The organism is Micromonospora sp. NPDC049139 (genome assembly GCF_055586845.1).
Genome location: NZ_JBVJHK010000001.1, coordinates 104,817 through 126,553 on the forward strand (window position 1 = coordinate 104,817; position 21,737 = coordinate 126,553).

Genomic DNA, 21,737 nt, shown 5'->3' on the forward strand with positions numbered 1-21,737 from the left:
AGCAGCTAGCTTTTTAGTAGTCCCTGGTTCTGTCGGTCCCCGCCGTATCCTGGGACCATGACGGTCGAGCGGGAGGTCGACGGCGCGCGTCGCGCGTGCCACGGGGGCATCACCCGGGCCTTCGCGTTCCTCGGCAAGCGGTGGAACGGCATGCTCCTGGGCACCCTCGCCGACGGCCCCGCCGGGTTCGCCGAGCTGGGTCGCGCCCTGCCCGGGATCAGCGAGTCCGTCCTGTCCGACCGGCTGGGTGAGCTGGTCCGGGTCGGGCTGGTCAGCCGGACGGTGCGGCAGGGTCCGCCGCTGGGGGTGAGCTACGAGCTGACCGAGCGGGGCGCCGCGCTGGTGCCGGCCCTCGACGCGCTGGCCCGCTGGGCGGACGAGAACCTCCCCGCCGTGCCTCCCACGGGCTGCTGACCCGCGCCACCGCGCCCACGGGGCTCACCGGCCGTGGGACCGCCCGAGCGAATGTGTGATCATCAGCGGATGCCGGTGCGCGCCGAACACGACCGGGCCGTCCTCGCCGGGCTGCTGGGACGCGACCCGGTGCTGCACGCCTACCAGCTCGGCGACCTCGACGACTTCTTCTGGCCGTACACCTCCTGGTTCCGCCAGGGCGAGGAGGTGGCGTTGCTGTACCACGGGGCCGACCCGCCCACCCTGCTGGCGTTCGCGGCGCCGCCGCGGGTCGCGGAGCTGGGGGCGCTGCTGCGGGAGCTGGCGCCGGTGCTGCCGGCCCGGCTGTGGGCGCACCTGTCCCCGGGCCTGGAGCCGGCGCTGGCCGGGGCGTACCGGATGGAGCCGGCCGGCCCGCACCACAAGATGGCGCTGACTGACCCGGCCCGGCTGGCCGCGACCCCGCCCGCCGGGGTGGTGCTGGACGCCGCGGACCTGCCGGCGCTGCACCGGCTGTACGCGGACGCCTACCCGGGCAACTGGTTCGACCCGCGGATGCTGGACACCGGCCAGTACGTGGGCATCCGCGAGGGCGGCGAGGTGGTGGCCGTCGCCGGGGTGCACGTGTTCTCGCCGGCGTACCGGGTGGCGGCGTTGGGCAACGTGACCACCCATCCCCGGGCCCGGGGACGCGGGCTGGCCGCGGCGGCGGTGGCCGCGCTGTGCGGGCGGCTGCTGACCAGCGTCACGCACGTCACGCTCAACGTGAAGGCGGACAACAGGCCGGCCGTGCGGCTCTACGAGCGCCTGGGCTTCACCCGCGTCGCCGACTACGGCGAGTACGCGTTGACCGCGCGCGGGCGCTGACGGCCGGTCGTCCGGCGACCGCCGGCCGCGCGGCCCGGCGCGAGCGCCGGCCGGCGCGGCGGTGCGACCGTCCGGCGCGGTGGCCCGGACGACCGGCCGAGGGTCGACGTGAGAAGTCTTTCACCTGCATGTTCGGCCGCCCAGGGGGGTCGGGAACCCGACGCTGGGCGCTGCTGGTGTCGGACCGGCGGGGGCCCGTCCCGGCCCTAGCGTCTCCCGGCAGAGGTCGCGCGTGCGACGCGCGGCGGAGCTGAAGGAGCAACGCATGGCAACAGCAGCAGTGCCCTGGCGGCGAACACGGACGGTGAGCCTGCTCGCCGGCGTGACGGCGGTGGTGACCGCGCTGGCGACACCCGCGGCGGCGGCGCCCGGGGTGAACCCGGCCCTCGTGGACCGCGACGCCGACCCCGGCACGTCGATCGGCGTCAGCAAGGTGGTGTCCACCCCGCCGATCCCGCCGAAGCCCGACGTGGTGCTGCTGGTCGACACGACCGGCAGCATGGGCGGGGCGATCGCCAACGTACGGACCAACCTGCAGCAGGTCATCACCGACGTGCGCGCGGCGCAGCCGTCGGCGCAGTTCGCGGTGGCCTCCTACCGGGACACTGGGGACGGCGCGGAGCTGTTCCAGGTGCGGCAGGACCTGACCGACGACGCGACGGCCCTGCAGAACGCGGTGAACGGGCTGGCCGCCGCCGGCGGCGGGGACACCCCCGAGGCGTGGGTGAACGCGCTGGTCGAGGTGTCCGAGGGGGCGATCGGCTACCGGTCGGGCAGCAGCCGGATCGTGGTGCTGGTGGGTGACGCGCCGAGCCACGACCCGAGCAACGGGCGCAGCCTGGCGCAGGCGACGGCGGCGTTGCAGGCCGACGAGGCGCGGCTGCTGGCGGTGAACGTCAGCGGTGGCGGTGGCGGCCTGGACGCGACCGGGCAGGCCACGGCGGTGGTGTCGGCCACCGGCGGGCAGCTGGTGGGCAGCTCCCCCGACACGGTGACCGCCGCGATCCTGGCGGGCCTGCGGGACCTGGACGTCACGGTCACCCCGACGGTGACGTCGTGCGACGCGGGCCTGTCGGTGGGCTTCGACGCGGCGTCGCGGACGCAGCAGTCGGGCACCGACGTGCCGTTCGCCGAGACGATCACGGTGGCGGCGGACGCCGCGCAGGGCGCCGAGCTGACCTGCACGGTGGACTTCCTGCTCAACGGCCTGTCCGGCGGGCCGGCGTTCACGCAGCAGATCCGCGTGCGGGTCAACGACGTCACTCCGCCGACCGTCGTCGTCGACGACCGGACGGTGGAGGCGACCAGCCCGGCCGGCGCGGTGATCGACTACCCGGCGACGGCGACCGACAACGTCGACGGTCCGCTGACCCCGACCTGCGTGCCGCCGCCCGGCTCGACGTTCCCGCTGGGCGCGACGACGGTGACGTGCACGGCCACCGACGCGGCCGGCAACACCGGCGGCGACACCGCCGTGATGCGGGTGGTGGACACCACCCCGCCGGCGACGGCGTGCGTGCCGACGAACAACCCGAGCGGCGGCACCATCCCCGGCTCGTACAACCCGGACGGGTTCTACGAGCTGACGTCGACGGACGTGGTGGACACGGCCGTGCAGGTGTTCATCGGTGACGCGGCGGACCCGAGCGTGCGGTTCGGGCCGTTCCCGGCCGGTACGAAGATCAAGCTGGTGCAGGCGCCGGGTGCGCAGTCGCGGGTGAAGGACGGCACCGGCGACATCGACTACAAGGTGACGTTGCGCGGCGACGCGCTGATCGTCGGCGTGGACGACGCGGGCAACGCCTCGTCGCCGGCGGTGTGCCTGGTGGCTCCCCCGCCGAAGTGACGACCGCCGCGCGCGGGGTCGTGCCCCGCGGGTGACGTCCCGGCCGCCGGGCCCCGTCGGGGTCCGGCGGCCGTTCGCGTACGCGCCGGGTCGCGGGCGCCCACGCCGTTCAGGCGCGGCGGGTCGCCGCGTCTGCGCGGTTCAGCCTCGGCGGCTGGGCGAGTCGAAGCGGCCGGCGCGCATCTCGCGCAGCGCCCGGCGGCGGGTGTCCCCGCGCAGCGTGTCGACGTACAGGCGGCCGGCCAGGTGGTCGGTCTCGTGCTGCAGGGCCCGGGCGAGGAACCCACTACCGGAGATCGTCAGCGGCTCGCCGTGCTGGTCGAAGCCGTGGGCGGTGGCGTGCATCGCCCGGGGGGTCGGGAAGTAGAGCCCGGGGACGGACAGGCAGCCCTCGTCGTCGTCCTGCAACTCCTCCGACAGTTCCAGCGTCGGGTTGACCAGGTGGCCGCGGTGGCCGTCGGCGTCGTAGACGAACACCTGCGCGTTGACGCCGATCTGGGGCGCGGCGACGCCGGCGCGGCCAGGAGCGCCGAGCAGGGTGTCCATCAGGTCGGTGACCAGGGCGCGTAGTTCGGCGTCGAAGCTGGTCACCGGCTCGCTCGGGGTGCGCAGCACGGGGTCGCCGATGATCCTGATGGGTCGCATCGTCATGCCGGCAAGGCTATCCGTCGTCGCCCCCGGTGGCGGCGCCCGGGCGGGCGGCCACGAGCACCTCGACGCCGTCGAGGATGCGGGCCAGGCCGAACTCGAACGCGCGGGCGGGGTCGCCGGCGGCCTGGTACTCCTGACCGGCGGCGCTGCCGACCCGCGCCGCGAGGGGGTAGCGGCGCGGGTCGAGGGCCTTCTCCAGGTAGGGGGCGTGGGCCTGCCACCACTGTTCCTCGGTCATACCGGTGTGCGCGGCGGCCTGGGCGGCCTCCACGGCGCTGCGCACGGCCCCGTGGACGTACCCGGAGACGAGGGTGACGACGGCGTCCATCTCCAGGTCGGTCAGGCCGATGCCGTCGACGGCGCGCAGCTCGTACTCGTAGCGGGCGATGACGTTGGGGCCGAGCGGGGGGCGGGTGGTGGCGACCTGCAGCAGCCAGGGGTGACGCAGGTAGAGCGCCCAGGTCTCGCGGGCGATGTGTGCGAGGCGGCCGCGCCAGCCGCCGGGCACGTCGTCGGGGCGGGCGGTCTCGCCGTAGACGGTGTCGAGCATGACGTCGAGCAGCTCGCCCTTGCCGGGGACGTACGTGTAGAGGCTCATGGTGCCGACGCCGAGGCGTTCGGCGACCCGGCGCATGGACAGGGCGGCCAGCCCGTCGGCGTCGGCGACCTCGATGGCGGCGCGGACGATCCGGTCCACGGACAGGTCGGGCCGGCCCTTGCGGCTGGCGCGTTCGCGGGTGCGCCAGAGCAGGGCGAGGCTGCGCGCGGGGTCGCCGGTGCCGCTGTACTCGGTCGTCATGCCCCGGAACTCTACCGTGCGCCGTACCGTATGGTGTACGGTACGGCGTACGGAACGAGCGGACGGGGGCACGGATGCACCGGGACGGACCGGCCATCGAGGCCGAGGGACTACGCAAGCGCTACGGCGACACCGAGGCCCTCGCCGGCCTCGACCTGACGGTGCCCGCCGGCACGGTCTGCGGGCTGCTCGGGCGCAACGGCGCGGGCAAGACCACCGCGGTGCGGGTGCTGACCACCCTGCTGCGGCCCGACGCCGGCACCGCCCGGGTGGCCGGCGCCGACGTGCGGCGACACCCCGACCGGGTGCGCGCCCGCATCGGGCTGGTCGGTCAGCACGCCGCCGTGGACGAGGTACTCAGCGGCCGGCAGAACCTGGTGCTCTTCGGCCGGCTGCACCACCTCGGTGGCGCGCGGGCCCGCGTCCGGGCCACCGAGCTGCTCGCCCGCTTCGACCTGACCGACGCCGCCGACCGGCCCGCCGGCACGTACTCCGGCGGGATGCGCCGCCGCCTCGACCTCGCGGCCAGCCTGGTCCTCGACCCGCCGGTGCTGTTCCTCGACGAGCCCACCACCGGCCTCGACCCGCGCGCCCGGGCGCAGGTGTGGGACGCCGTGCGGGGCCTCGTCGCCGACGGCACCACCGTGCTGCTGACCACCCAGTACCTGGAGGAGGCCGACCAGCTCGCCGACAGCGTCCGGGTCGTCGACGCCGGCCGGGTGATCGCCGACGGCACCCCCGACGAGCTGAAGGCCGCACTCGGCGGCGACCGGGTCGACGTGGTGCTGTCCCGCGCCGACGAACTGGACCGGGCGGCGCGGGCCGTCGGTGCCGCCGTCGCGGCGAGGCCGCACGTCGACCCGGCGGCCCTGCGGGTCAGCGTGCCCGTCTCCGGGCGCGTCGCCGCGCTGGCCGCCGTGCTGCGGGCGCTCGACGACGCCGGCCTGACCGCCGCCGACATCGCGGTACGCCGCCCCACACTCGACGAGGTGTTCCTGAAGCTCACCGGCGAGGACTCCCCCGCCGCCCGCCCCGCCGACGAGAAGGTAACCGCATGACCGTGACCGTCCACCCGCTGCCGCACCGCCTGCGCTGGGCCGTCGCCGACGGCGTCACCCTCACCGGCCGCGCGCTGGCGCACTGGGTCCGGCAACCCGCGCAGGCGATCGTCGGGCTGCTGTTCCCCGTGCTGCTGGTGCTGATGTTCGGCTACCTCTTCGGCGGCGCGATGAGCGTGCCCGGCGGCGGCGACTACCGGGAGTTCCTGCTGCCCGGCATGTTCGCCATGACGATGGCCTTCGGCATCGAGTCGACGTACGCGGCCGTGGCCACCGACACCGCCCGCGGCGTCACCGACCGGTTCCGGTCCCTGCCGATGGCGCCCTCGGCGGTGGTCACCGGCCGGGCCGCCGCCGACCTGCTGCACTCCGCCGCCGGCCTGGCCGTCATGCTGGCCTGCGGCCTCGCCGTCGGCTGGCAGTGGCGCGCCGGCGCCGCCGCGGCCCTGGCCGCCGTCGGGCTGCTCCTGCTGCTGCGCTTCGCCCTGATCTGGGTCGGCATCCACCTGGCGCTGGTGCTGCGCCGACCCGAGTCGGTGGTGGTGCTGCAGATCCTGGTCTGGCCCGTCGGGTTCACCTCCAACGCGTTCGTCGCCCCCGACACCATGCCCGGCCCGCTGGCGGCGGTCGCGCAGTGGAACCCGCTGTCGGCGACCGTCGCGGCCTGCCGGGAGCTGTTCGGCAACCCCGGCTGGGGCGGCGAGTCCTTCGCCGCGCAGCACGCCGTCGCCCTCGCCGTCGCCTGGCCGCTGCTGCTGATCGCCGTGTTCCTGCCCCTCGCGGTGCACCGCTACCGCACGCTCAGCCGGTGACCGAACGGGCCATCCCGATCCACGCCGGCCGGGCGCGCGAGGCGCTGGACGCCGCCACGGTGGTGCCCCTCACCCCCGCCGAACGCGTCCGCGACGACCTGCGCCGCGCCGAGGACCTGACCGCCGACCCGCACCCGGAAGGACGCCCGTGACGATCGGCTCCCACGCCGTCGCGTTCACCCCCGCCGACCCGCCCCGCGCCGGGACGCTGCTCGTCTGGTCGCCCGACGGCGGCCCACCGCCCGACGGGATCGGCGAACCCGCCCGGGTGACCCTGGCGACGCCCCCGCACGGCCACCCCACCCCGGTGCCCGCCCGACGGGCGTCGCTGGCGGCCGGCGTACCGCTGCTGCTCGCCGCGCGGGCCACGGACCCGGCGGCCGCGTTCTGGGCCGCCGCCACCCGGGAGGCCCTGCACCTGGCCGCCCACGGCCTGCTGCTGCCCGCGGTGACCCCCGCCGGGCACGACACCTGGCGCGTCGGGCCGCTCACCGCCGACGACGAGGCCCGGCAGGCGCGGCTCGCCGCCGCGATGCCCGCCACCGCGCGCGCGGTGCCGGTGCCCGGACGCACCCCCGCCTGGCTGCCCGACCCGGCGCGGCTGCTGCGTGACTTCCTCGACGCCGTCGCCGACACCCTGCCCCGCGCCGACGGCGCCACCGGGGCGTGGGCCGCGGCGACACCCACACCCGTCGGGCGGCTGCGCGACTGGGCCGCCCGGGTCGCCGCCCACGCCGACGCGGCGGTACGGCTGTCGCTGCGCCTGGAACACCACGACACCCCCGACGAACCGTGGCGGCTCGTGGCGCAGGTGCACCGCGCCGCCGCGCCGGGGCTGCTCACCGACGCCGCCGCGCTGTGGCACGCCACGGTCCCCGGGTTCCCGCCCGGCGCCCGCGACGCCGCGCTGCTGGCCCTGCGACACGCCGCGCGGGTGTGGCCGCCCCTGGCCGGGCTGCTGGACACGGCCGTGCCCGACGCGCTGGCGCTGACCGACGCCCACGTCGTCGACCTGGCCACCGGCGCGGCCGCCCGCCTCGCCGGCGACGGGATCGACGTGCACTGGCCGGCGGGGCTCGACCGCGACCTCACCGCCTCGGCCGTGCTGCGCGCCCCGGCCCGCCGCGCCGCCGGAACCGGGCTGCTCGCCGGGCCCGGCGACCTGGCGCTGCACTGGCGACTGAGCCTGCACGGCGCGCCGCTCACCCCGGCCGAGCTGGCCCGGCTCGCCGACGCGCACCGGCCGGTGGTGCGGCTGCGCGAGCGGTGGGTGCTGGTGCCCCCGGAGCTGGCCCGCCGCGCCCGCGACCCGCACGCCGGGACACTGGCCGCGATGCCCGCGCTACGCGCCGCGCTGACCGGCGCCACACACGTCGACGGCCAACGCGTCGACGTGACCACCGAGGGCTGGCTGGCCGACGCCGCGCGACGGCTCGCCGACGGCGGGACCGCTCCCCCGGTGCCCGCACCGCCCGGGCTGGCCGCGACCCTGCGCGACTACCAGCGGCACGGGCTGCGCTGGCTGGCCCGGCTGACCGCGCTCGGCCTCGGCGGCTGCCTCGCCGACGACATGGGGCTGGGCAAGACCGTCACCCTCATCGCCCTGCACCTGCACCGGCAGGCCGACCCCGCCACCGCCGGCCCGACCCTGGTGCTATGTCCCGCGTCGCTGCTCGGCAACTGGGAACGGGAAATCCGGCGCTTCGCCCCCGACACCCCCGTACGCCGCTTCCACGGCCCCGACCGCCACCTCGACGACCTCGACGGCGGGTTCGTCCTCACCACCTGGGCCACCCTGCGCCGCGACGCGGCCCGGCTGGCCGCCCGGCGGTGGCCGCTGCTCGTCGCCGACGAGGCACAGCACGTGAAGAACCCCCACTCGGAGACCGCGTCGGCGCTGCGCGCGATCCCCGCCGCCGCCCGGGTCGCCCTGACCGGCACCCCCGTGGAGAACGACCTCACCGACCTGTGGGCGATCCTGGACTGGACCACCCCCGGGCTGCTCGGCACCCTCACCGAGTTCCGCGCCCGCTGGGTCAAGCCGGTGCAGACCGACCGCGACCCCGACGCCGGGCGGGACCTGGCCCGGCTGGTCGGGCCGTTCCTGCTGCGCCGCCGCAAGAGCGACCCCGGCATCGCCCCGGAGCTGCCCGGCAAGACCGAGACCGACCAGCCCGTCGCGCTCACCGCCGAACAGGCCGCCCTCTACCAGGCGTGCGTCGCCGAACTGCTCGACCTGATCGCCGGCACCGACGGCTTCGCCCGGCACGGGCTGGTGGTCAAGCTGCTCACCGCGCTCAAGCAGATCTGCAACCACCCCGCCCAGTACCTGCGCCAGACCGCGCCGCCGCTGGCCGGCCGCTCCGGCAAGCTCGACCTGCTCGACGAACTGCTCGACACGATCCTGCCCGCCGGCGGCGCGGTGCTCGTGTTCACCCAGTACGTGGCGATGGCCCGGCTGCTGCACCGGCACCTGACCGACCGGGGCGTCGGCGCGCTGCTGCTGCACGGCGGGCTGCCCGTCGCCATCCGCGACGACCTGGTCCGCCGCTTCGACGCCGGCGAGGCCCCGGTGTTCCTGCTGTCGCTGCGCGCCGCCGGCACCGGCCTGAACCTCACCCGCGCCGACCACGTCGTGCACTACGACCGCTGGTGGAACCCGGCCGTGGAGGACCAGGCCACCGACCGGGCGTACCGGATCGGGCAGACCCGGCCCGTGCAGGTGCACCGGCTCATCGCCGAGGGCACCGTCGAGGACCGCATCGCCGCGCTGCTCGCCGGAAAGCGGGAACTCGCCGAGGCCGTCCTCGACGCCGGACCGGCGGCCCTGGCCGCGCTCAGCGACACCGAACTGGCCGAACTCGTGACCCTCGGCGGTGACCGATGACCCCGCGCGGCTTCACCGCGTTCCCGCCCGGCCGGGCCCGCCGCCCCCGCACCTGGTGGGGCTCGGCGTGGAACCGGGCCTGGGAGGCCGACGCCCTCGACGCCGGGCCGCTGCGCGCCGGGCGCCGGCTGGCCGCCGCCGGGCACGTCGGCCCGATCACCGTCAGCCCCGGCCGGCTCGCCGCCGCCGTGCACGACGGCGACACCGAGCAGGCGTACGCCACCCGGGTGCGCGTCGCGCCGCTGGCCGAGGACGACTGGGACCTGCTGGCCGGCGAGGTGGCCGCGCGGGCCGGGCACCAGGCGGCGCTGCTGGCGGGGCAGCTGCCCCGCGACCTGGCGGACCTGGCCGGGGTGCGGCTGCTGCCCGCGCTGGGCGAGGTCACCCCGGAGTGCGACTGCCCGGAGTGGGACCACCCGTGCCGGCACGCCGCCGCGCTGTGCCACCAGGTGTCCTGGCTGCTGGACGTCGACCCCGCCCTGCTGCTGCTGATCCGGGGCCGCGACGCCCGGCAGCTGCTCGCCGCCGCGCCGGCCCCCGGCCGCACCGTGCCGCGGCCGGAGTCGCCGCTGCCGCCCGGATCACCCGGTCGGGCCCCTGTCGCGCCGGAGTCACCCGCCGGGCGTCCCGACGCGGCGGGGACGGCGGCCGTCGAGGCGTACGCCCGCCCGACGCCACCCCTGCCGCCGCCACCGGGGCCGGTGGGAGCGCCGACGCTGCCGTTGCTGCCGCCCGGCCCGGACGTCGACGTCGACGCGTTGCGCCACCTCGTGGCGGTGGCCGCCGAGCGGGCGACGGCACTGCTGCGGCAGCGCTGACCGCCCGCCCCGGCCCGGGTGCCGTCGGCGGCGCGGAGACTGCCGCGGTGTCCTCGTGCAGCGGTGCCGGCATACCGGCGGTGGGAGCGAGGTGGCTGGTCAGGCCGGCGGCGGCAGGCCCGCGTCGGCGATGCGCTGTCGCATCGGCCGCCGGCGCACCGCGGCGAGGACCTCGTGCAGCAGGTCGGCCAGCGGCACGGGCAGCTCGGCGTCCAGCCCGCGCATCGCGGCGGTCGTCGCCGCCCACTCCGCCTCGATCACCGGCAGCAGCTCGCGGGCCCGGTCGGTCAGGTGCACGATGCGCTGCCGGGCGTCCGCGCCCGGGGTCAGCTCCACCAGGCCGGCGCGGGCCATCTGGGCCACGGTCTGGCTGGTCGCCGAATGGGTGACGCCCACCCGGCGGGCCAGGTCGCGGATGGGCAGCGGCCCGTCGGCCACCAGCACCCGCAGCGGCGGCGAGAACCGGGGCCGGTAGTCGGCCAGGCCCCGCTCGGCGTACACCGCGGCGACGTCGCCGTCGATCACGTCGAGGACGTGCCGCAGCAGCGTGCCCACGGCCTCCCGGTCCGGTACGTCAGTCACTCCGCTAATGTAACAGCGCTGTTGTATCTGGTGGGACGAGGGAGGACAGGCGATGACGCAGCGGTATGCCCTGACGGAGCCGTACGCGCACGGGATGCTCGACGTCGGCGACGGCCAGCTCGTGTACTGGGAAACCTGCGGCAACCCCGACGGCAAGCCCGCGGTGGTGCTGCACGGCGGTCCCGGCTCCGGCTGCTCGCCCAGCTGGCGGACCTTCTTCGACCCGGCCCGCTACCGGGTGACCCTGTTCGACCAGCGCGGCTGCGGACGCAGCCTCCCGCACGCCGCCGACCCCACCGTGGACCTGTCCACCAACACCACCGACCACCTGATCGCCGACGTCGAACGGCTGCGCGAGCATGTCGGGGTGGACCGCTGGCTGGTGCTGGGCTCGTCCTGGGGTTCCTGCCTCGGCCTGGCGTACGCCCAGCGGCACCCGGAGCGGGTCAGCGAGCTGGTGCTGTTCAGCGTCACCGCCGGCACCCGCCGGGAGATCGACTGGATCACCCGGGACATGGGGCGGGTGTTCCCCGCCGAGTGGGCCCGGTTCCGCGACGGCGTGCCGCCGGCCGACCGCGACGGCGACCTGGCCGACGCGTACGCCCGGCTGCTGGCCGACCCGGACCCGGCGGTGCGGGACCGGGCCGCCCGCGACTGGTGCGCCTGGGAGGACAGCCACGTCGCCACCGCCCCCGGTCACCGGCCCGACCCCCGCTACGCCGACCCGGTGTTCCGGATGGCGATGGTCCGGCTGGTCACCCACTACTGGCGGCACGACTGCTTCCTGCCGGAGGAGCAGGTGCTGCGCGAGGTGGGGCGGCTGGCCGGCATTCCCGGGGTGCTGCTGCACGGCCGACTCGACATCAGCAGCCCGGCGGACATCCCGTGGCTGCTGGCGCAGTCCTGGCCGGACGCGCGCCTGGAGTTGCTGGAGCGCGCCGGGCACGGCAGCAGGAACGGCATGGCGGAGCGGGTCGTCGCGGCGCTGGACGGCTTCGCCGACCGCCGCTGACACCCCGCCCCACCGGTCAGGTCAGGAGACCTCCGGGCCGGCGCCGCGCGCCGGGCGGCGGTCAGCCGCCGGCGAGCGCGGCGCGGACGGGGCCGGTCTTGGCGGCGGCCTCGGCGACCTCGGCGTCCGGGTCGCTGCCCCAGGTGATGCCCCCGCCCGCCCAGACGTGCACGCGGTCGGCGTCGACGGCGGCGGTGCGGATGGTCAACCCCAGGTCGATCCGCCCGGGGGCGACCCAGCCCAGAGCCCCCATGCTCGCGCCGCGCCCGACCGGCTCGAGGGCGGCGACGCGGCCCAGCGCGGCGAGCTTCGGGGCGCCGGTGACCGAGCCGCCCGGGCAGACCGCGCGCAGCAGGTCGGCCAGGCCGAGCCCGTCGGCGACCGCCGCCGACACCGTCGACTCGGCCTGCCACAGGTCGCACCAGCGGCGTACGGCGAACAACTCGTCGACCCGCACGCTGCCGGTGCGGGCGACCCGCGCCAGGTCGTTGCGCTCCAGGTCGACGATCATCACGTGCTCGGCGCGTTCCTTGGCCGAGGCGAGCAGCTCGGCGCGGCCGACGGCGGTGGCGGGCCGGGTGCCCTTGATCGGTCGGGTGACCAGCCGCCCGTCGGTCAGCTCGACCAGGGTTTCCGGGCTCGCGCAGCCGATCGCCCAGCCCGCCCCGGTGAGGGTGCCGCCGTAGCGGGCTCCGGGCAGCCCGGCGAGCCGGCCCAGGGCGGGCAGCGGGTCGCCGGCGTACCGGGCGGCGGCGTGCCCGACGAGGTTGACCTGGTAGACGTCGCCCCGGCCGATGGCGGCCCGGACCGCGGTCACCGCCTCGGCGTGCTGCCGCGGGGTCCAGCTCTCCGCCCAGTCGCCCAGCCACCAGCCGGCGGCGGGCGCCGCGGCGGCCGGCGGGGCGGGCGGGCCGTGGCCGTAGACGACCACGGCGACCTCCGGCAGCGCGGGGGCGGGGCTGGCGGCGCCGGGCGGCGCGCCGGCGAGGACCGCGCCGGCGGCGGCGGAGACGTAGAGGGCGGCCCCGCAGGCGCCGGCGGGGTCGTGGCCGGCGGCGGGGCGGGCCAGGTCGTGCAGCGGCAGGCCGTGCGCGGCCAGGAACTCCTGCGCCAGCGCGGCCGGGTCGCCGCCGTCGGCGGGCCGCCACTGCCAGCGGGCCCGCTCGACGAGCGTACGGCGGCAGGCGACCGGCGCCGCCGGCACATCGACCCCTGCCCGTGAAAGCGTTTCCACGCCGTCCGGCCTATCCTCCCTCATCCGTTCAGTGGATTTCCCGGAAACGACGCGCATACCTGCTCGATGCCGTCCACTTTCGCTTGGTACTGTGCGTCACTGGTCATGTGAACCATGACACAGTGCCCCCACAGTCCGGAGAACCCGATGTGCCAGCACCAACCCACCTGCCCCTCCGCCGAAGCGACCGACCGGGAAGCCGCCCGCGTCCTCGCCTGCTTCCCTGAGCAGGGCTGGAGCCTGCTCTGCAACGGTGTCATCGTCTTCGAGGACACCGGCGAACTACTCCCCGACGGCAGGACCATCGCCCCGCACCGCGGTCCGGCCCGACACGCCCTCGTCGCCTGACCTGTCACTCTCCGTCACGCAGTCTTGTGGCGTCGACCCAGGCTAGTCCCCCGGTCGGGACAGCCGCGGCCCAGGTCGGCGTATCCGCCGGGGCGGCACCTCGACCGCCCCGGCGCGCCGCGACATCAGCTCTCGAACGCTTCCGGTGACGGGCAGGAACACACCAGGTTCCGGTCGCCGAACGCGCCGTCGATGCGCCGCACCGGCGGCCAGTACTTCCCGGCCCGGTCCACCCCGGCCGGGTACGCCCCCACCGACCGCGGGTACGCGTGCGGCCACTCGTCCCCGGCCACCATCGCCGCCGTGTGCGGCGCGTTCGCCAGGGGGTTGTCGCCCGCCGGCCACTGCCCGGCACCCACCTTGTCGATCTCCGCCCGGATGGCGACCATCGCGTCGCAGAACCGGTCCAGCTCGGCCAGGTCCTCGCTCTCGGTGGGCTCCACCATCAGCGTCCCCGCCACCGGGAACGACATCGTCGGCGCGTGGAACCCGTAGTCGATCAGCCGCTTCGCCACGTCGTCCACGCTCACCCCGGTCGCCTTCGTCAGCGGCCGCAGGTCGAGGATGCACTCGTGCGCCACCAGGCCCTTGTTGCCGGTGTACAGCACCGGGAAGTGCCCGCGCAGCCGTGCCGCCACATAGTTCGCCGCCAGCACCGCCACCCCGGTCGCCCGCGCCAGCCCCGCCGCGCCCATCATCCGCAGGTACGCCCACGGGATCGGCAGGATCCCCGCCGACCCGTACCGCGCCGCCGAGATCGCGGGCCGGCCGTCGACGTGCGCGCCCAGCGGGTCGCCCGGCAGGAACGGCGCCAGGTGCGCCCGCACCGCCACCGGCCCCACCCCGGGACCACCGCCGCCGTGCGGGATGCAGAACGTCTTGTGCAGGTTCAGGTGCGACACGTCCGCCCCGAACCGGCCCGGCTTGGCAAACCCGACCAACGCGTTGAGGTTCGCCCCGTCGACGTACACCTGACCGCCGGCGTCGTGGACCTTCGCGCACAGCGACGCGATGCCCGTCTCGTACACCCCGTGCGTCGACGGGTACGTCACCATGATCGCGGCGAGGGCGTCGCGGTGCTTGTCGATCTTCGCGTCCAGGTCGACCAGGTCGACGTTGCCGCCGTCGTCGCAGCCCACCACGACGACCCGCATCCCGGCCATCACCGCGCTGGCCGCGTTCGTGCCGTGCGCCGACGACGGAATCAAGCACACGTCCCGGTGGCCCTCCCCCCGGCTGCGGTGCCAGGCCCGGATGGCCAGCAGACCCGCCAGCTCACCCTGCGAGCCGGCGTTGGGCTGCACGCTGACCGCGTCGTAGCCGGTCACCTCCGCCAGCCACGCCTCCAGCTGGGCGATCATCTCCCGGTAGCCGGCCGTCTGCGCCTGCGGCGCGAACGGGTGCACGTGCGCGAACTCCGGCCAGCTCACCGGCTCCATCTCGGTGGTGGCGTTCAGCTTCATCGTGCACGACCCGAGCGGGATCATCCCCCGGTCCAGGGCGTAGTCGAAGTCCGACAGGCGCCGCAAGTAGCGCAGCATCGCCGTCTCGGAGTGGTGGCTGCGGAACACCGGATGGGTGAGGAAGTCCGACGTACGGGCCAGCCCGGCGGGCAGCGCCGCGGCCACGTCGCCGACGACGGCGTCGACACCGAACGCGGCCCACACCGCCGCCAGGTGCGCCGACGTCGTCGTCTCGTCGCAGGACACGCCGACCCGGTCGGCATCGACCAGCCGCAGGTTCACCCCCCGCGCCGCCGCGGCCGCCACAACCTCGGCGGCCCGGCCGGGCACGGTCGCGGTCACGGTGTCGAAGAACGCGACGTCCGCGACGCTCACCCCGCCGGCGCGCAGCCCGGCCGCGAGCCGCGCCGCCATCTCGTGCGTACGCGCCGCGATCGCGCGCAGCCCGTCCGGGCCGTGGTACACGGCATACATGCCGGCCATCACGGCGAGGAGCACCTGCGCGGTGCAGATGTTGCTGGTGGCCTTCTCCCGCCGGATGTGCTGCTCGCGGGTCTGCAACGCCAGCCGGTACGCCGGGTTGCCGTCCGCGTCGCGGGACACCCCGACCAGCCGGCCGGGCAGCATCCGCTCCAGACCCGCCCGCACGGCCAGGTAGCCGGCGTGCGGCCCACCGAAGCCCATCGGCACGCCGAACCGCTGGGTGGTGCCGGCGGCGATGTCGGCGCCGATCTCCCCCGGCGGGCGCAGCAGCGCCAGGGCCAGCAGGTCCGCCGCCACGGTGACCAGCGCGCCGGCCGCGTGCGCCGCCTCGACCAGGCCCGCCTGGTCGCGCACCGCCCCGGACGCCCCCGGGTACTGCAGGTGCAGACCGAAGAACTCCGCCGGCAGCTCCTCGCGCTCGACGTCGAGCACCCGCACGTCGATACCGAGCGGCTCGGCCCGGCTGGTGATCACCGCGATGGTCTGCGGCAGGGTGTCGGCGTCAACGACGTACACCGGGCTCCTGCTCTTCGACGCGCGGCGGGCGAGGGTCATCGCCTCCGCCGCCGCGGTGCCCTCGTCGAGCATCGACGCGTTCGCGGTGGCCAGCCCCGTCAGGTCCGTGACCATCGTCTGGAAGTTCAGCAGAGCCTCCAGCCGACCCTGGCTGATCTCCGGCTGGTACGGCGTGTACGCCGTGTACCAGGCCGGGTTCTCCAGCACGTTGCGGCGGATCACCGCCGGGGTGTGCGTGCCGTGGTAGCCCAGGCCGATCATGGACACGGCCACGGTGTTGCGGGCGGCGAGGGCCCGCAGCTCGGCGAGCGCGTCGTGCTCGGTGGCCGGCTCCGGCAGGTCCAGGGTGCCGTGCCAGCGGATCACCTCGGGGATCGCCGCGTCCATCAGCTCGTCGATCGAGCCGTAGCCGACGGCCTCCAGCATCCGGCGCTCGTCGGCCGGATCCGGGCCGATGTGGCGGGCGGCGAACTGCTCTGCGGTCATGGGTGGCGCTCCCCTGAGGCGAGGTCGACAGGTCGGCCTCCCCCTCTGTCACGCCCGCACAGCGCTCCACAGTGCCTGCCCACGAGGTCCTTTTGCCTGAGAGGTTCCGGGGAGGATTTGCCCCTTCGGCGCCGCCCGAGGTGCTTTCTGGGCGGTCTCTCCCACGTGGGTGCTACCGGCATGGTCAACGCTACCAGCGCCCGGTCGGCCGATGGATGTCGTACCCCCTCGACATGATCACGGTGAGCTGTTGGCGGTGGGTCATCGACCAGCCCCGCGCCGCCGGCTGACCCCCGGCGCCCCCGCCGGCTACCGGCCGACGCCGGTCAGGCCCGTCGGCACCGCGCCCGAGCCGACGTCGCTGCCGGCCGGTGCCCCCACCGTCCGATCGGCCAACGCCGGCAGCAACCGGCCCAGCGGCGCGTCGAGGGTCAACGCCGCATACCCGTCGCCCCGCGTCGGCCCCTGGTTGACGATCACCACCGGGATGCCCAGCTTCGCCGCCCGCAGCACGAACCGGCGGCCCGACATCACCGTCAACGACGACCCCAGCACCAGCAGCAGCCGCGCCCGCTGCACCATGTCGAAACAGCGGGCCACCCGCGGCGCCGGCACCGTCTCACCGAAGAACACCACGTCGGGCTTGAGCACCCCGGTGCCGCAGAACGTGCAGTCGACCGTCCGGAACCGCGCCACCTCGTCGTCGGCGAGATCCACGTCACCGTCCGGGTTGACCGCCGCGACCCGCGCGTCGAACCCCGGGTTCGCCTCCCGCAGCCGCCGGTCCAACTCCTCCCGGGACGTCTGGTTGCCGCACCCCAGGCACACCACCTCGTCGAGACGACCGTGCAACTCCACCACCCGCGGGCTGCCCGCCGCCGTGTGCAACCCGTCGACGTTCTGCGTGATCACCCCGTCGACCAGGCCGCCGCGCTGCAACCGGGCCACCGCCCGGTGCCCGTCGTTCGGGGCCGCCCGCGCGATCACCCGCCACCCCAGGTGGCTGCGCGCCCAGTAACGCCGCCGCGCCTGCGCGTCCCGGGTGAACACCTGATAGGTCATCGGGGTGTGCCGACGGGCCGCCCCACTGGGCCCCCGGTAGTCCGGGATGCCCGACTCGGTCGACAGGCCCGCCCCGCTCAACACCACGACACCACCGCCCGCCACCAGGCCGGCCAGCGCGTCGATCGTCTCCGTCACCCGTCCATGCTGCCTCAGCGACCCGCGCCCCGGCGAACACCCCGCGACCCCGCCGCGGCGTGCCGGGGCGGCGACTAGGTTGGCAGGTATGCGCGTCGTCATCGCCGGAGGCCACGGCAAGATCGCCAAACTGACCCACCGGGAACTCGCCGGACGCGGCGACACCGCCGTCGGTCTGATCCGCAACCCCGACCACGCCGCCGCGCTGACCGCCGCCGGCGCCCACCCCGTCGTCGCCGACCTCGAACACGTCGGCGTCGAGGACCTCGCCGGCCACCTCGCCGGCGCCGACGCGGTGGTCTTCGCCGCCGGCGCCGGCCCCGGCAGCGGCGCCGCCCGCAAGGACACCGTCGACCGGGCCGCCGCCGTGCTGCTCGCCGACGCCGCCGAACGCGCCGGCGTCCGCCGCTACCTGCTGGTCTCCTCGATGGGCGTGGACGGCGAGCCGCCCGCCGGCACCGACGAGGTGTTCGCGGCGTACCTGCGGGCGAAGAAAGCCGCCGAGGACGACCTGACCGGCCGCGACCTCGACTGGACCGTGCTGCGACCCGGCCGACTCACCGACGACCAACCCACCGGGCGGATCACCCTGGCCCGGCACGTGCCTCCGGGCGCGGTCACCCGCGCCGACGTCGCCCGCGTGCTGCTCGCCCTGCTCTACGAGCCCCGCACCGCCGGGCAGATCCTGGAGCTGGTCGGCGGGGAAACCCCGATCGCCGACGCCGTCGCCTCCGCCGCCGGCTGACCGGCCGCAGGGCCCCGCCGGCCGAAATCGGATGGCGCGCCGGACCCGGTCGGCGCGCCGAAATCGGGGCGCCGACCGCCACGCCCCCGCCCGGCACGCCCGCCGCGACGCACCCCCACCCGGCGCGGGCGCACTCCGCCCGCCGCGGCGTCAGCCGTCGAGCACCGCCCGCAGCCGCGCACCGGCCGCCCCGGCGGCGTAGGCGTCGGCCCGCAACTGCTCCGACTGCGCCGACAGGTGCTCCTGCCACTGGCTCAGCTGCTGCTGCGCCGTCGTCACCGCCGCCACCAACGCCGCGTGCCGGCCCTCCAGCTCCCGCACCCGCCCCCGCAGGTCGTCACCCAGAGGCTCCCCCGGAGGGGCGAGCGACCCCGCCCGCCGGTGCGCCTCGGCGAGGATCTCGTCGGCCTGTCGCCGAGCATCGGCGATGATCTCCGCGCCCTCCGTGCTGGCCTCGCTGATCGTCCGGTTCGCCTCGTCCTGCGCCCGTACCGCCAACTCGACCACCAGCGGGTCCGGGCCCTGCGGGGCGGTGCTGGGCAGCGCGCCGTGACGCAGCATCTCCACCTGCCGCACCAGCCCGTCGTTCTCCCGCCGCAGCCGATCCACCTCACCGTCGAGCAACGCCATCCGCTCGTCGACCGACCGGGCCAGGCCGGCGACCTCGTCGGCGGACAACCACTGGCTGCCCCGGAAGCGGCGGGCCTCCAGCGCGCCCAACGCCCGCGTCAGCTCGCCGGTCGGGACGGCGGAGACCCGGTCGCCATGATCGATGCTCATCGGACACCTGTCCAACTGAAGTCCTGCGGCGCGGCGGCCGCCGCGCTCGCGAGAGGTGGATAAAGAGACTGGTCGTAACTCTCCACCAGGATCCGCTCCGGCGGCACACCGGACACCGTCAGGGCGGTGATCGTCTCCCGGGTCATCTCCGGACTGCCGCAGACCAACACGTCGGTGTCCCGCCACGGACCCAACCGCACCGCGGTCTGACCAGCCGTACCCACCTCACCCTGCCACTGCCAGCCGCTCTCCACCGTCGGCACGTACCGCAACCACCCGCCGCCCGCACCGGAGCCCCACGACCCCGCCGGCGGCGTCGCCGCCAACTCCCGCAACGCCCGGTCGTCGTACAGGTCGTCGGGGGTCTTACCGCCCACCACCAGCGTCGTCGTACGCCCCGACCCCTGCTGCAACGCCTCCGCCACCGCCCGCAACGGCGCCAACCCGGTGCCGCCCGCCACCAGCAGCAACGGCAGCTGCGGCGACCGGTCGTACGACGACAACGCAACCCCCACCGGCAATCCCAACAGCAACTGGTCGCCCTCGCGCAGCTTCCGCACCAGATGCGTGGAGAACCGACCCGCGGCCCGGACGTGGAACTCGATCGTCCCGTCGGCGCGCGGCGCGTTCGCCGGCGACAGGTACCGCCACATGCGCAACTGCGGCACCTGCACCGGCAGCGACTGCCCCGGCAGATAGTCGCACAGGTAGTTCGGGCGGACCGTGAACACGCACACGTCGGCCCGCCGCCGCTGCACCCGCTGCACCTCCGCCTCCCAGTACGGCGGCGACGTCCGCTCCGCCTCCGCCGCCCCCGTCAGCATCAACCGCGCCACCAGCTCGTACGCCGCGGCCCACTCCGCGCGCAGGGCCGGCGTCCACCGTGGCCCGAGGAAGCGTTCCAGCGTCGCCAGCAACGCCTGCCCGACCCAGATGTAGTGCCACTCCGCCAACGGCACCGCCCGACCCTGCTGGTCCTCGCCGCGGAACCGGCGGTGGTCGGCCCCCAACCGCTGCGCGAACGCCGTCAGCTCCCGCTCGTCGTCGACGTGGGTGATGATGTGCCCCAACGCCGAGAGCAACTTGTCCTGCTGGTACTGCATGTTCGTCGGAAACATCGTGCGGGCCTCGGGCGCGATCACGAACAACGTGGCGTAGAAGTACTTCGCCGCCTCCGGACCAGCCACGCAGAACTGCGCCCAACTCTGGCGTAACGCCGCGACGTCCATGCCTCAGCCCTCCTGCCGGCGGGCGGCGTCGTGACGCTCCCGCAGGGTCAGCCCCACCACACCCGACGTCCCGTACGCGCGGTCACCCTGCCACAGGTTCGGATCCGGCACCCGCGTGTCGTAGTAGCGGTGGTGCACGGCGTGCAACGCCGCCCACCCCACACTGCCGTTGAGCCACGACCAGTCACCGTGCACCGGCCGGCCCGCCCGCTCCTCCTGCGCGCAGAACTTCATGAACAGCTCCGACTCGGTGTGCGGATCGGACACCCGCACCCCCGCCGCCCGGAACGAGTGCAACACCGCCTGGTTGATCACCAACACGGCGTGCTCCCGCCACAGGGTGTCCTCCCGCGAGGTGTCCAACCCCAACCCCCGCGCCACCGGCAGCAACTGGTCGTACCGGTCCCGGTCACCCATGTTCCGGGTGCCGATCTCGTCACTCAGGTAGTGCCCGTTGAACGGGGCACAGCTGTAGTCCACCCCACCGACCCGCAGGCGCATGTTGCTGATCACCGGCAGGGCGTGCCAACGCAGCCTCAACTCCTCGAACCACGGGTACGCCGGATGCGTCAGGGCAACCTCGCGGACCAGGTCCCGCGGCACCTCCACCAGCGTCGGATCCTCGTACGCCGTCTCGATCACCCACGGCAGCAGGTCGAACCGTCCCGGCACCGCCGGCGCACGCCACCCCAGACGCCGCGCCGCGTCCGTCATCGTTACCTGCGCCGGATCACCCAGCACCGACCCGTCGTCCGTCCGATGACCGCAGTAGCGGATCAACTGGTCGTTCCAGATCCGCGCCCGCGGACCCACGCCGGGCCGGTCCGGCGCGAACACCGTCATCACCGACTGGATCCGCCCACCGTTGTCAGCCACCGAAAGGTGCTGCGCCAACTCCTGCGCGATCCCCGCCACCGTCGTCACGTCACGCCGGTCCCGGACCTTCAACCCGGCCCACCGGACCCGCCCCACACAGCGCACCGACTGCCGCCACGCCACCTTCGCCCCGTACGACAGCTCCTCGGAGGTGTGCCGGTACGTGCCGGTCAGCGCGATTTCCTCCCGCACCTCCGCGATCCGCGCGGCCACGTCCGGCAGCCGCCGCTCCGCGTGGTAGAGACCCAGGAACTCGACGGCCTCCGCCGTCACGTCCTCCACCGGCGCCTGCGGCCGGGGAGCATGCGCCACCGGGCAGCCCGACCCCTCGCCGTCCACGACACGCCCATCGGCATCCACCAACACCGCGGCGGCATGATAGTCAGTCTGCACTTTGTTCAAATCCGATCGTCGGGCAGGCGCGGTCGTCGCCTTCTGCGTCGTCCCTCGGCACGGTTCACCGACCCGCCGCGCATGTCACGGACAGTGACATGCGCGCGGCAAGCCGCGCGCCGCACATAGGATTCCCGGCCACGCAAAGACTGTCAACAGTCCGACTCACGCCGAAAACGTCCACAATCGACGCTTGCCCCCGCAAGCAACGCCACTCTGGACATCGCCACGCGTGTGCTTGCCTTGCTTACTTCGTCCG

Annotated in this window: 20 protein-coding genes and 1 riboswitch; of the genes, 11 read left to right on the forward strand and 9 right to left on the reverse strand. The window is 75.3% G+C overall.

What is annotated here, in order from left to right:
* Positions 1 to 57 precede the first annotated feature (57 nt).
* The 3 genes from ACZ6Q9_RS00535 to ACZ6Q9_RS00545 all read left to right on the forward strand — a co-directional run bounded on the left by ACZ6Q9_RS00535 (position 58) and on the right by ACZ6Q9_RS00545 (position 3,106).
* The gene (locus ACZ6Q9_RS00535; protein WP_393261796.1) at positions 58 to 414 is read left to right on the forward strand and encodes a winged helix-turn-helix transcriptional regulator; all 357 of its coding nucleotides are present in this window, start codon (positions 58 to 60) and stop codon (positions 412 to 414) included.
* 69 nt (positions 415 to 483) lie between these two features.
* Positions 484 to 1,260 carry a GNAT family N-acetyltransferase gene (locus tag ACZ6Q9_RS00540; protein WP_396827017.1) on the forward strand — a complete coding sequence of 259 codons (777 nt, stop codon included), beginning with the start codon at positions 484 to 486 and terminating at the stop codon, positions 1,258 to 1,260.
* 265 nt (positions 1,261 to 1,525) lie between these two features.
* Positions 1,526 to 3,106: a VWA domain-containing protein gene (locus tag ACZ6Q9_RS00545; protein WP_396827015.1), complete on the forward strand. Its 1,581-nt coding sequence runs from the start codon at positions 1,526 to 1,528 to the stop codon at positions 3,104 to 3,106.
* Positions 3,107 to 3,247: 141 nt separating this feature from the next.
* Here ACZ6Q9_RS00545 and def read toward each other — a convergent pair whose 3' ends face one another.
* On the reverse strand, positions 3,248 to 3,757 hold the full coding sequence (def, locus tag ACZ6Q9_RS00550; RefSeq protein WP_350705633.1) for a peptide deformylase: 510 nt from the start codon (positions 3,755 to 3,757) through the stop codon (positions 3,248 to 3,250).
* Positions 3,758 to 3,767: 10 nt separating this feature from the next.
* Complete coding sequence (locus tag ACZ6Q9_RS00555; RefSeq protein WP_393450099.1) at positions 3,768 to 4,556, reverse strand: TetR/AcrR family transcriptional regulator; 789 nt, start codon at positions 4,554 to 4,556, stop codon at positions 3,768 to 3,770.
* 74 nt (positions 4,557 to 4,630) lie between these two features.
* Here ACZ6Q9_RS00555 and ACZ6Q9_RS00560 point away from each other — a divergent pair, with 74 nt between their 5' ends.
* From ACZ6Q9_RS00560 to ACZ6Q9_RS00580, 5 genes are read left to right on the forward strand one after another with little or no spacing between them, the layout of a single operon-like run.
* A complete protein-coding gene (locus ACZ6Q9_RS00560; RefSeq protein ID WP_396827012.1) occupies positions 4,631 to 5,614 on the forward strand; it encodes an ATP-binding cassette domain-containing protein in 984 nt (327 codons plus the stop codon).
* Complete coding sequence (locus tag ACZ6Q9_RS00565) at positions 5,611 to 6,426, forward strand: ABC transporter permease (RefSeq protein ID WP_396827010.1); 816 nt, start codon at positions 5,611 to 5,613, stop codon at positions 6,424 to 6,426. Before ACZ6Q9_RS00560 ends, ACZ6Q9_RS00565 begins: the two co-directional genes overlap by 4 nt.
* Positions 6,423 to 6,578, forward strand: a complete 156-nt coding sequence (locus ACZ6Q9_RS00570) for a hypothetical protein (RefSeq protein ID WP_396827009.1) — start codon at positions 6,423 to 6,425, stop codon at positions 6,576 to 6,578. The genes ACZ6Q9_RS00565 and ACZ6Q9_RS00570 overlap by 4 nt, the downstream gene beginning before the upstream one ends.
* Complete coding sequence (locus tag ACZ6Q9_RS00575; RefSeq protein ID WP_396827007.1) at positions 6,575 to 9,313, forward strand: DEAD/DEAH box helicase; 2,739 nt, start codon at positions 6,575 to 6,577, stop codon at positions 9,311 to 9,313. Before ACZ6Q9_RS00570 ends, ACZ6Q9_RS00575 begins: the two co-directional genes overlap by 4 nt.
* On the forward strand, positions 9,310 to 10,131 hold the full coding sequence (locus ACZ6Q9_RS00580) for an SWIM zinc finger family protein (RefSeq protein WP_393450113.1): 822 nt from the start codon (positions 9,310 to 9,312) through the stop codon (positions 10,129 to 10,131). The genes ACZ6Q9_RS00575 and ACZ6Q9_RS00580 overlap by 4 nt, the downstream gene beginning before the upstream one ends.
* Before the next feature lie 99 nt (positions 10,132 to 10,230).
* Here the strand turns inward: ACZ6Q9_RS00580 and ACZ6Q9_RS00585 are convergent, their stop codons facing one another.
* Positions 10,231 to 10,713 (reverse strand): MarR family winged helix-turn-helix transcriptional regulator, encoded by a 483-nt coding sequence (locus ACZ6Q9_RS00585; protein ID WP_393261776.1) that lies wholly within the window; start codon positions 10,711 to 10,713, stop codon positions 10,231 to 10,233.
* A gap of 52 nt (positions 10,714 to 10,765) precedes the next feature.
* On the opposite strand from ACZ6Q9_RS00585, the gene pip reads away from it, so the two are divergent.
* The gene (gene pip / locus ACZ6Q9_RS00590) at positions 10,766 to 11,725 is read left to right on the forward strand and encodes a prolyl aminopeptidase (protein WP_393450116.1); all 960 of its coding nucleotides are present in this window, start codon (positions 10,766 to 10,768) and stop codon (positions 11,723 to 11,725) included.
* 61 nt (positions 11,726 to 11,786) lie between these two features.
* Here the strand turns inward: pip and ACZ6Q9_RS00595 are convergent, their stop codons facing one another.
* Positions 11,787 to 12,983 (reverse strand): chorismate-binding protein, encoded by a 1,197-nt coding sequence (locus tag ACZ6Q9_RS00595; RefSeq protein WP_393450119.1) that lies wholly within the window; start codon positions 12,981 to 12,983, stop codon positions 11,787 to 11,789.
* Between the two features lie 123 nt (positions 12,984 to 13,106).
* Between ACZ6Q9_RS00595 and ACZ6Q9_RS00600 the strand changes: the two genes are divergently transcribed.
* Entirely contained in the window at positions 13,107 to 13,307 is a 201-nt protein-coding gene (locus ACZ6Q9_RS00600) for a DUF5999 family protein (RefSeq protein WP_347669485.1), read from the forward strand.
* Positions 13,308 to 13,432: 125 nt separating this feature from the next.
* Here ACZ6Q9_RS00600 and gcvP read toward each other — a convergent pair whose 3' ends face one another.
* Entirely contained in the window at positions 13,433 to 16,255 is a 2,823-nt protein-coding gene (gene gcvP, locus ACZ6Q9_RS00605; RefSeq protein ID WP_393450122.1) for an aminomethyl-transferring glycine dehydrogenase, read from the reverse strand.
* 74 nt (positions 16,256 to 16,329) lie between these two features.
* Positions 16,330 to 16,429: riboswitch (glycine riboswitch) on the reverse strand.
* 135 nt (positions 16,430 to 16,564) lie between these two features.
* Entirely contained in the window at positions 16,565 to 17,455 is an 891-nt protein-coding gene (locus ACZ6Q9_RS00610) for an NAD-dependent protein deacetylase (RefSeq protein ID WP_393450125.1), read from the reverse strand.
* An 88-nt stretch (positions 17,456 to 17,543) separates the two neighbouring features.
* Here ACZ6Q9_RS00610 and ACZ6Q9_RS00615 point away from each other — a divergent pair, with 88 nt between their 5' ends.
* Positions 17,544 to 18,200 (forward strand): NAD(P)H-binding protein, encoded by a 657-nt coding sequence (locus tag ACZ6Q9_RS00615; RefSeq protein ID WP_393261755.1) that lies wholly within the window; start codon positions 17,544 to 17,546, stop codon positions 18,198 to 18,200.
* Positions 18,201 to 18,350: 150 nt separating this feature from the next.
* Here ACZ6Q9_RS00615 and ACZ6Q9_RS00620 read toward each other — a convergent pair whose 3' ends face one another.
* Genes ACZ6Q9_RS00620 through ACZ6Q9_RS00630 form a run of 3 tightly spaced genes read right to left on the reverse strand, consistent with a single transcriptional unit; the run spans position 18,351 to position 21,397 of the window.
* Positions 18,351 to 18,980, reverse strand: a complete 630-nt coding sequence (locus ACZ6Q9_RS00620; RefSeq protein WP_393450128.1) for a hypothetical protein — start codon at positions 18,978 to 18,980, stop codon at positions 18,351 to 18,353.
* Positions 18,977 to 20,209 (reverse strand): globin domain-containing protein, encoded by a 1,233-nt coding sequence (locus tag ACZ6Q9_RS00625; RefSeq protein ID WP_393261750.1) that lies wholly within the window; start codon positions 20,207 to 20,209, stop codon positions 18,977 to 18,979. The genes ACZ6Q9_RS00620 and ACZ6Q9_RS00625 overlap by 4 nt, the downstream gene beginning before the upstream one ends.
* A 3-nt stretch (positions 20,210 to 20,212) precedes the next feature.
* Positions 20,213 to 21,397 (reverse strand): nitric oxide synthase oxygenase, encoded by a 1,185-nt coding sequence (locus ACZ6Q9_RS00630; protein WP_393450273.1) that lies wholly within the window; start codon positions 21,395 to 21,397, stop codon positions 20,213 to 20,215.
* Between the last annotated feature and the right edge of the window lie 340 nt (positions 21,398 to 21,737).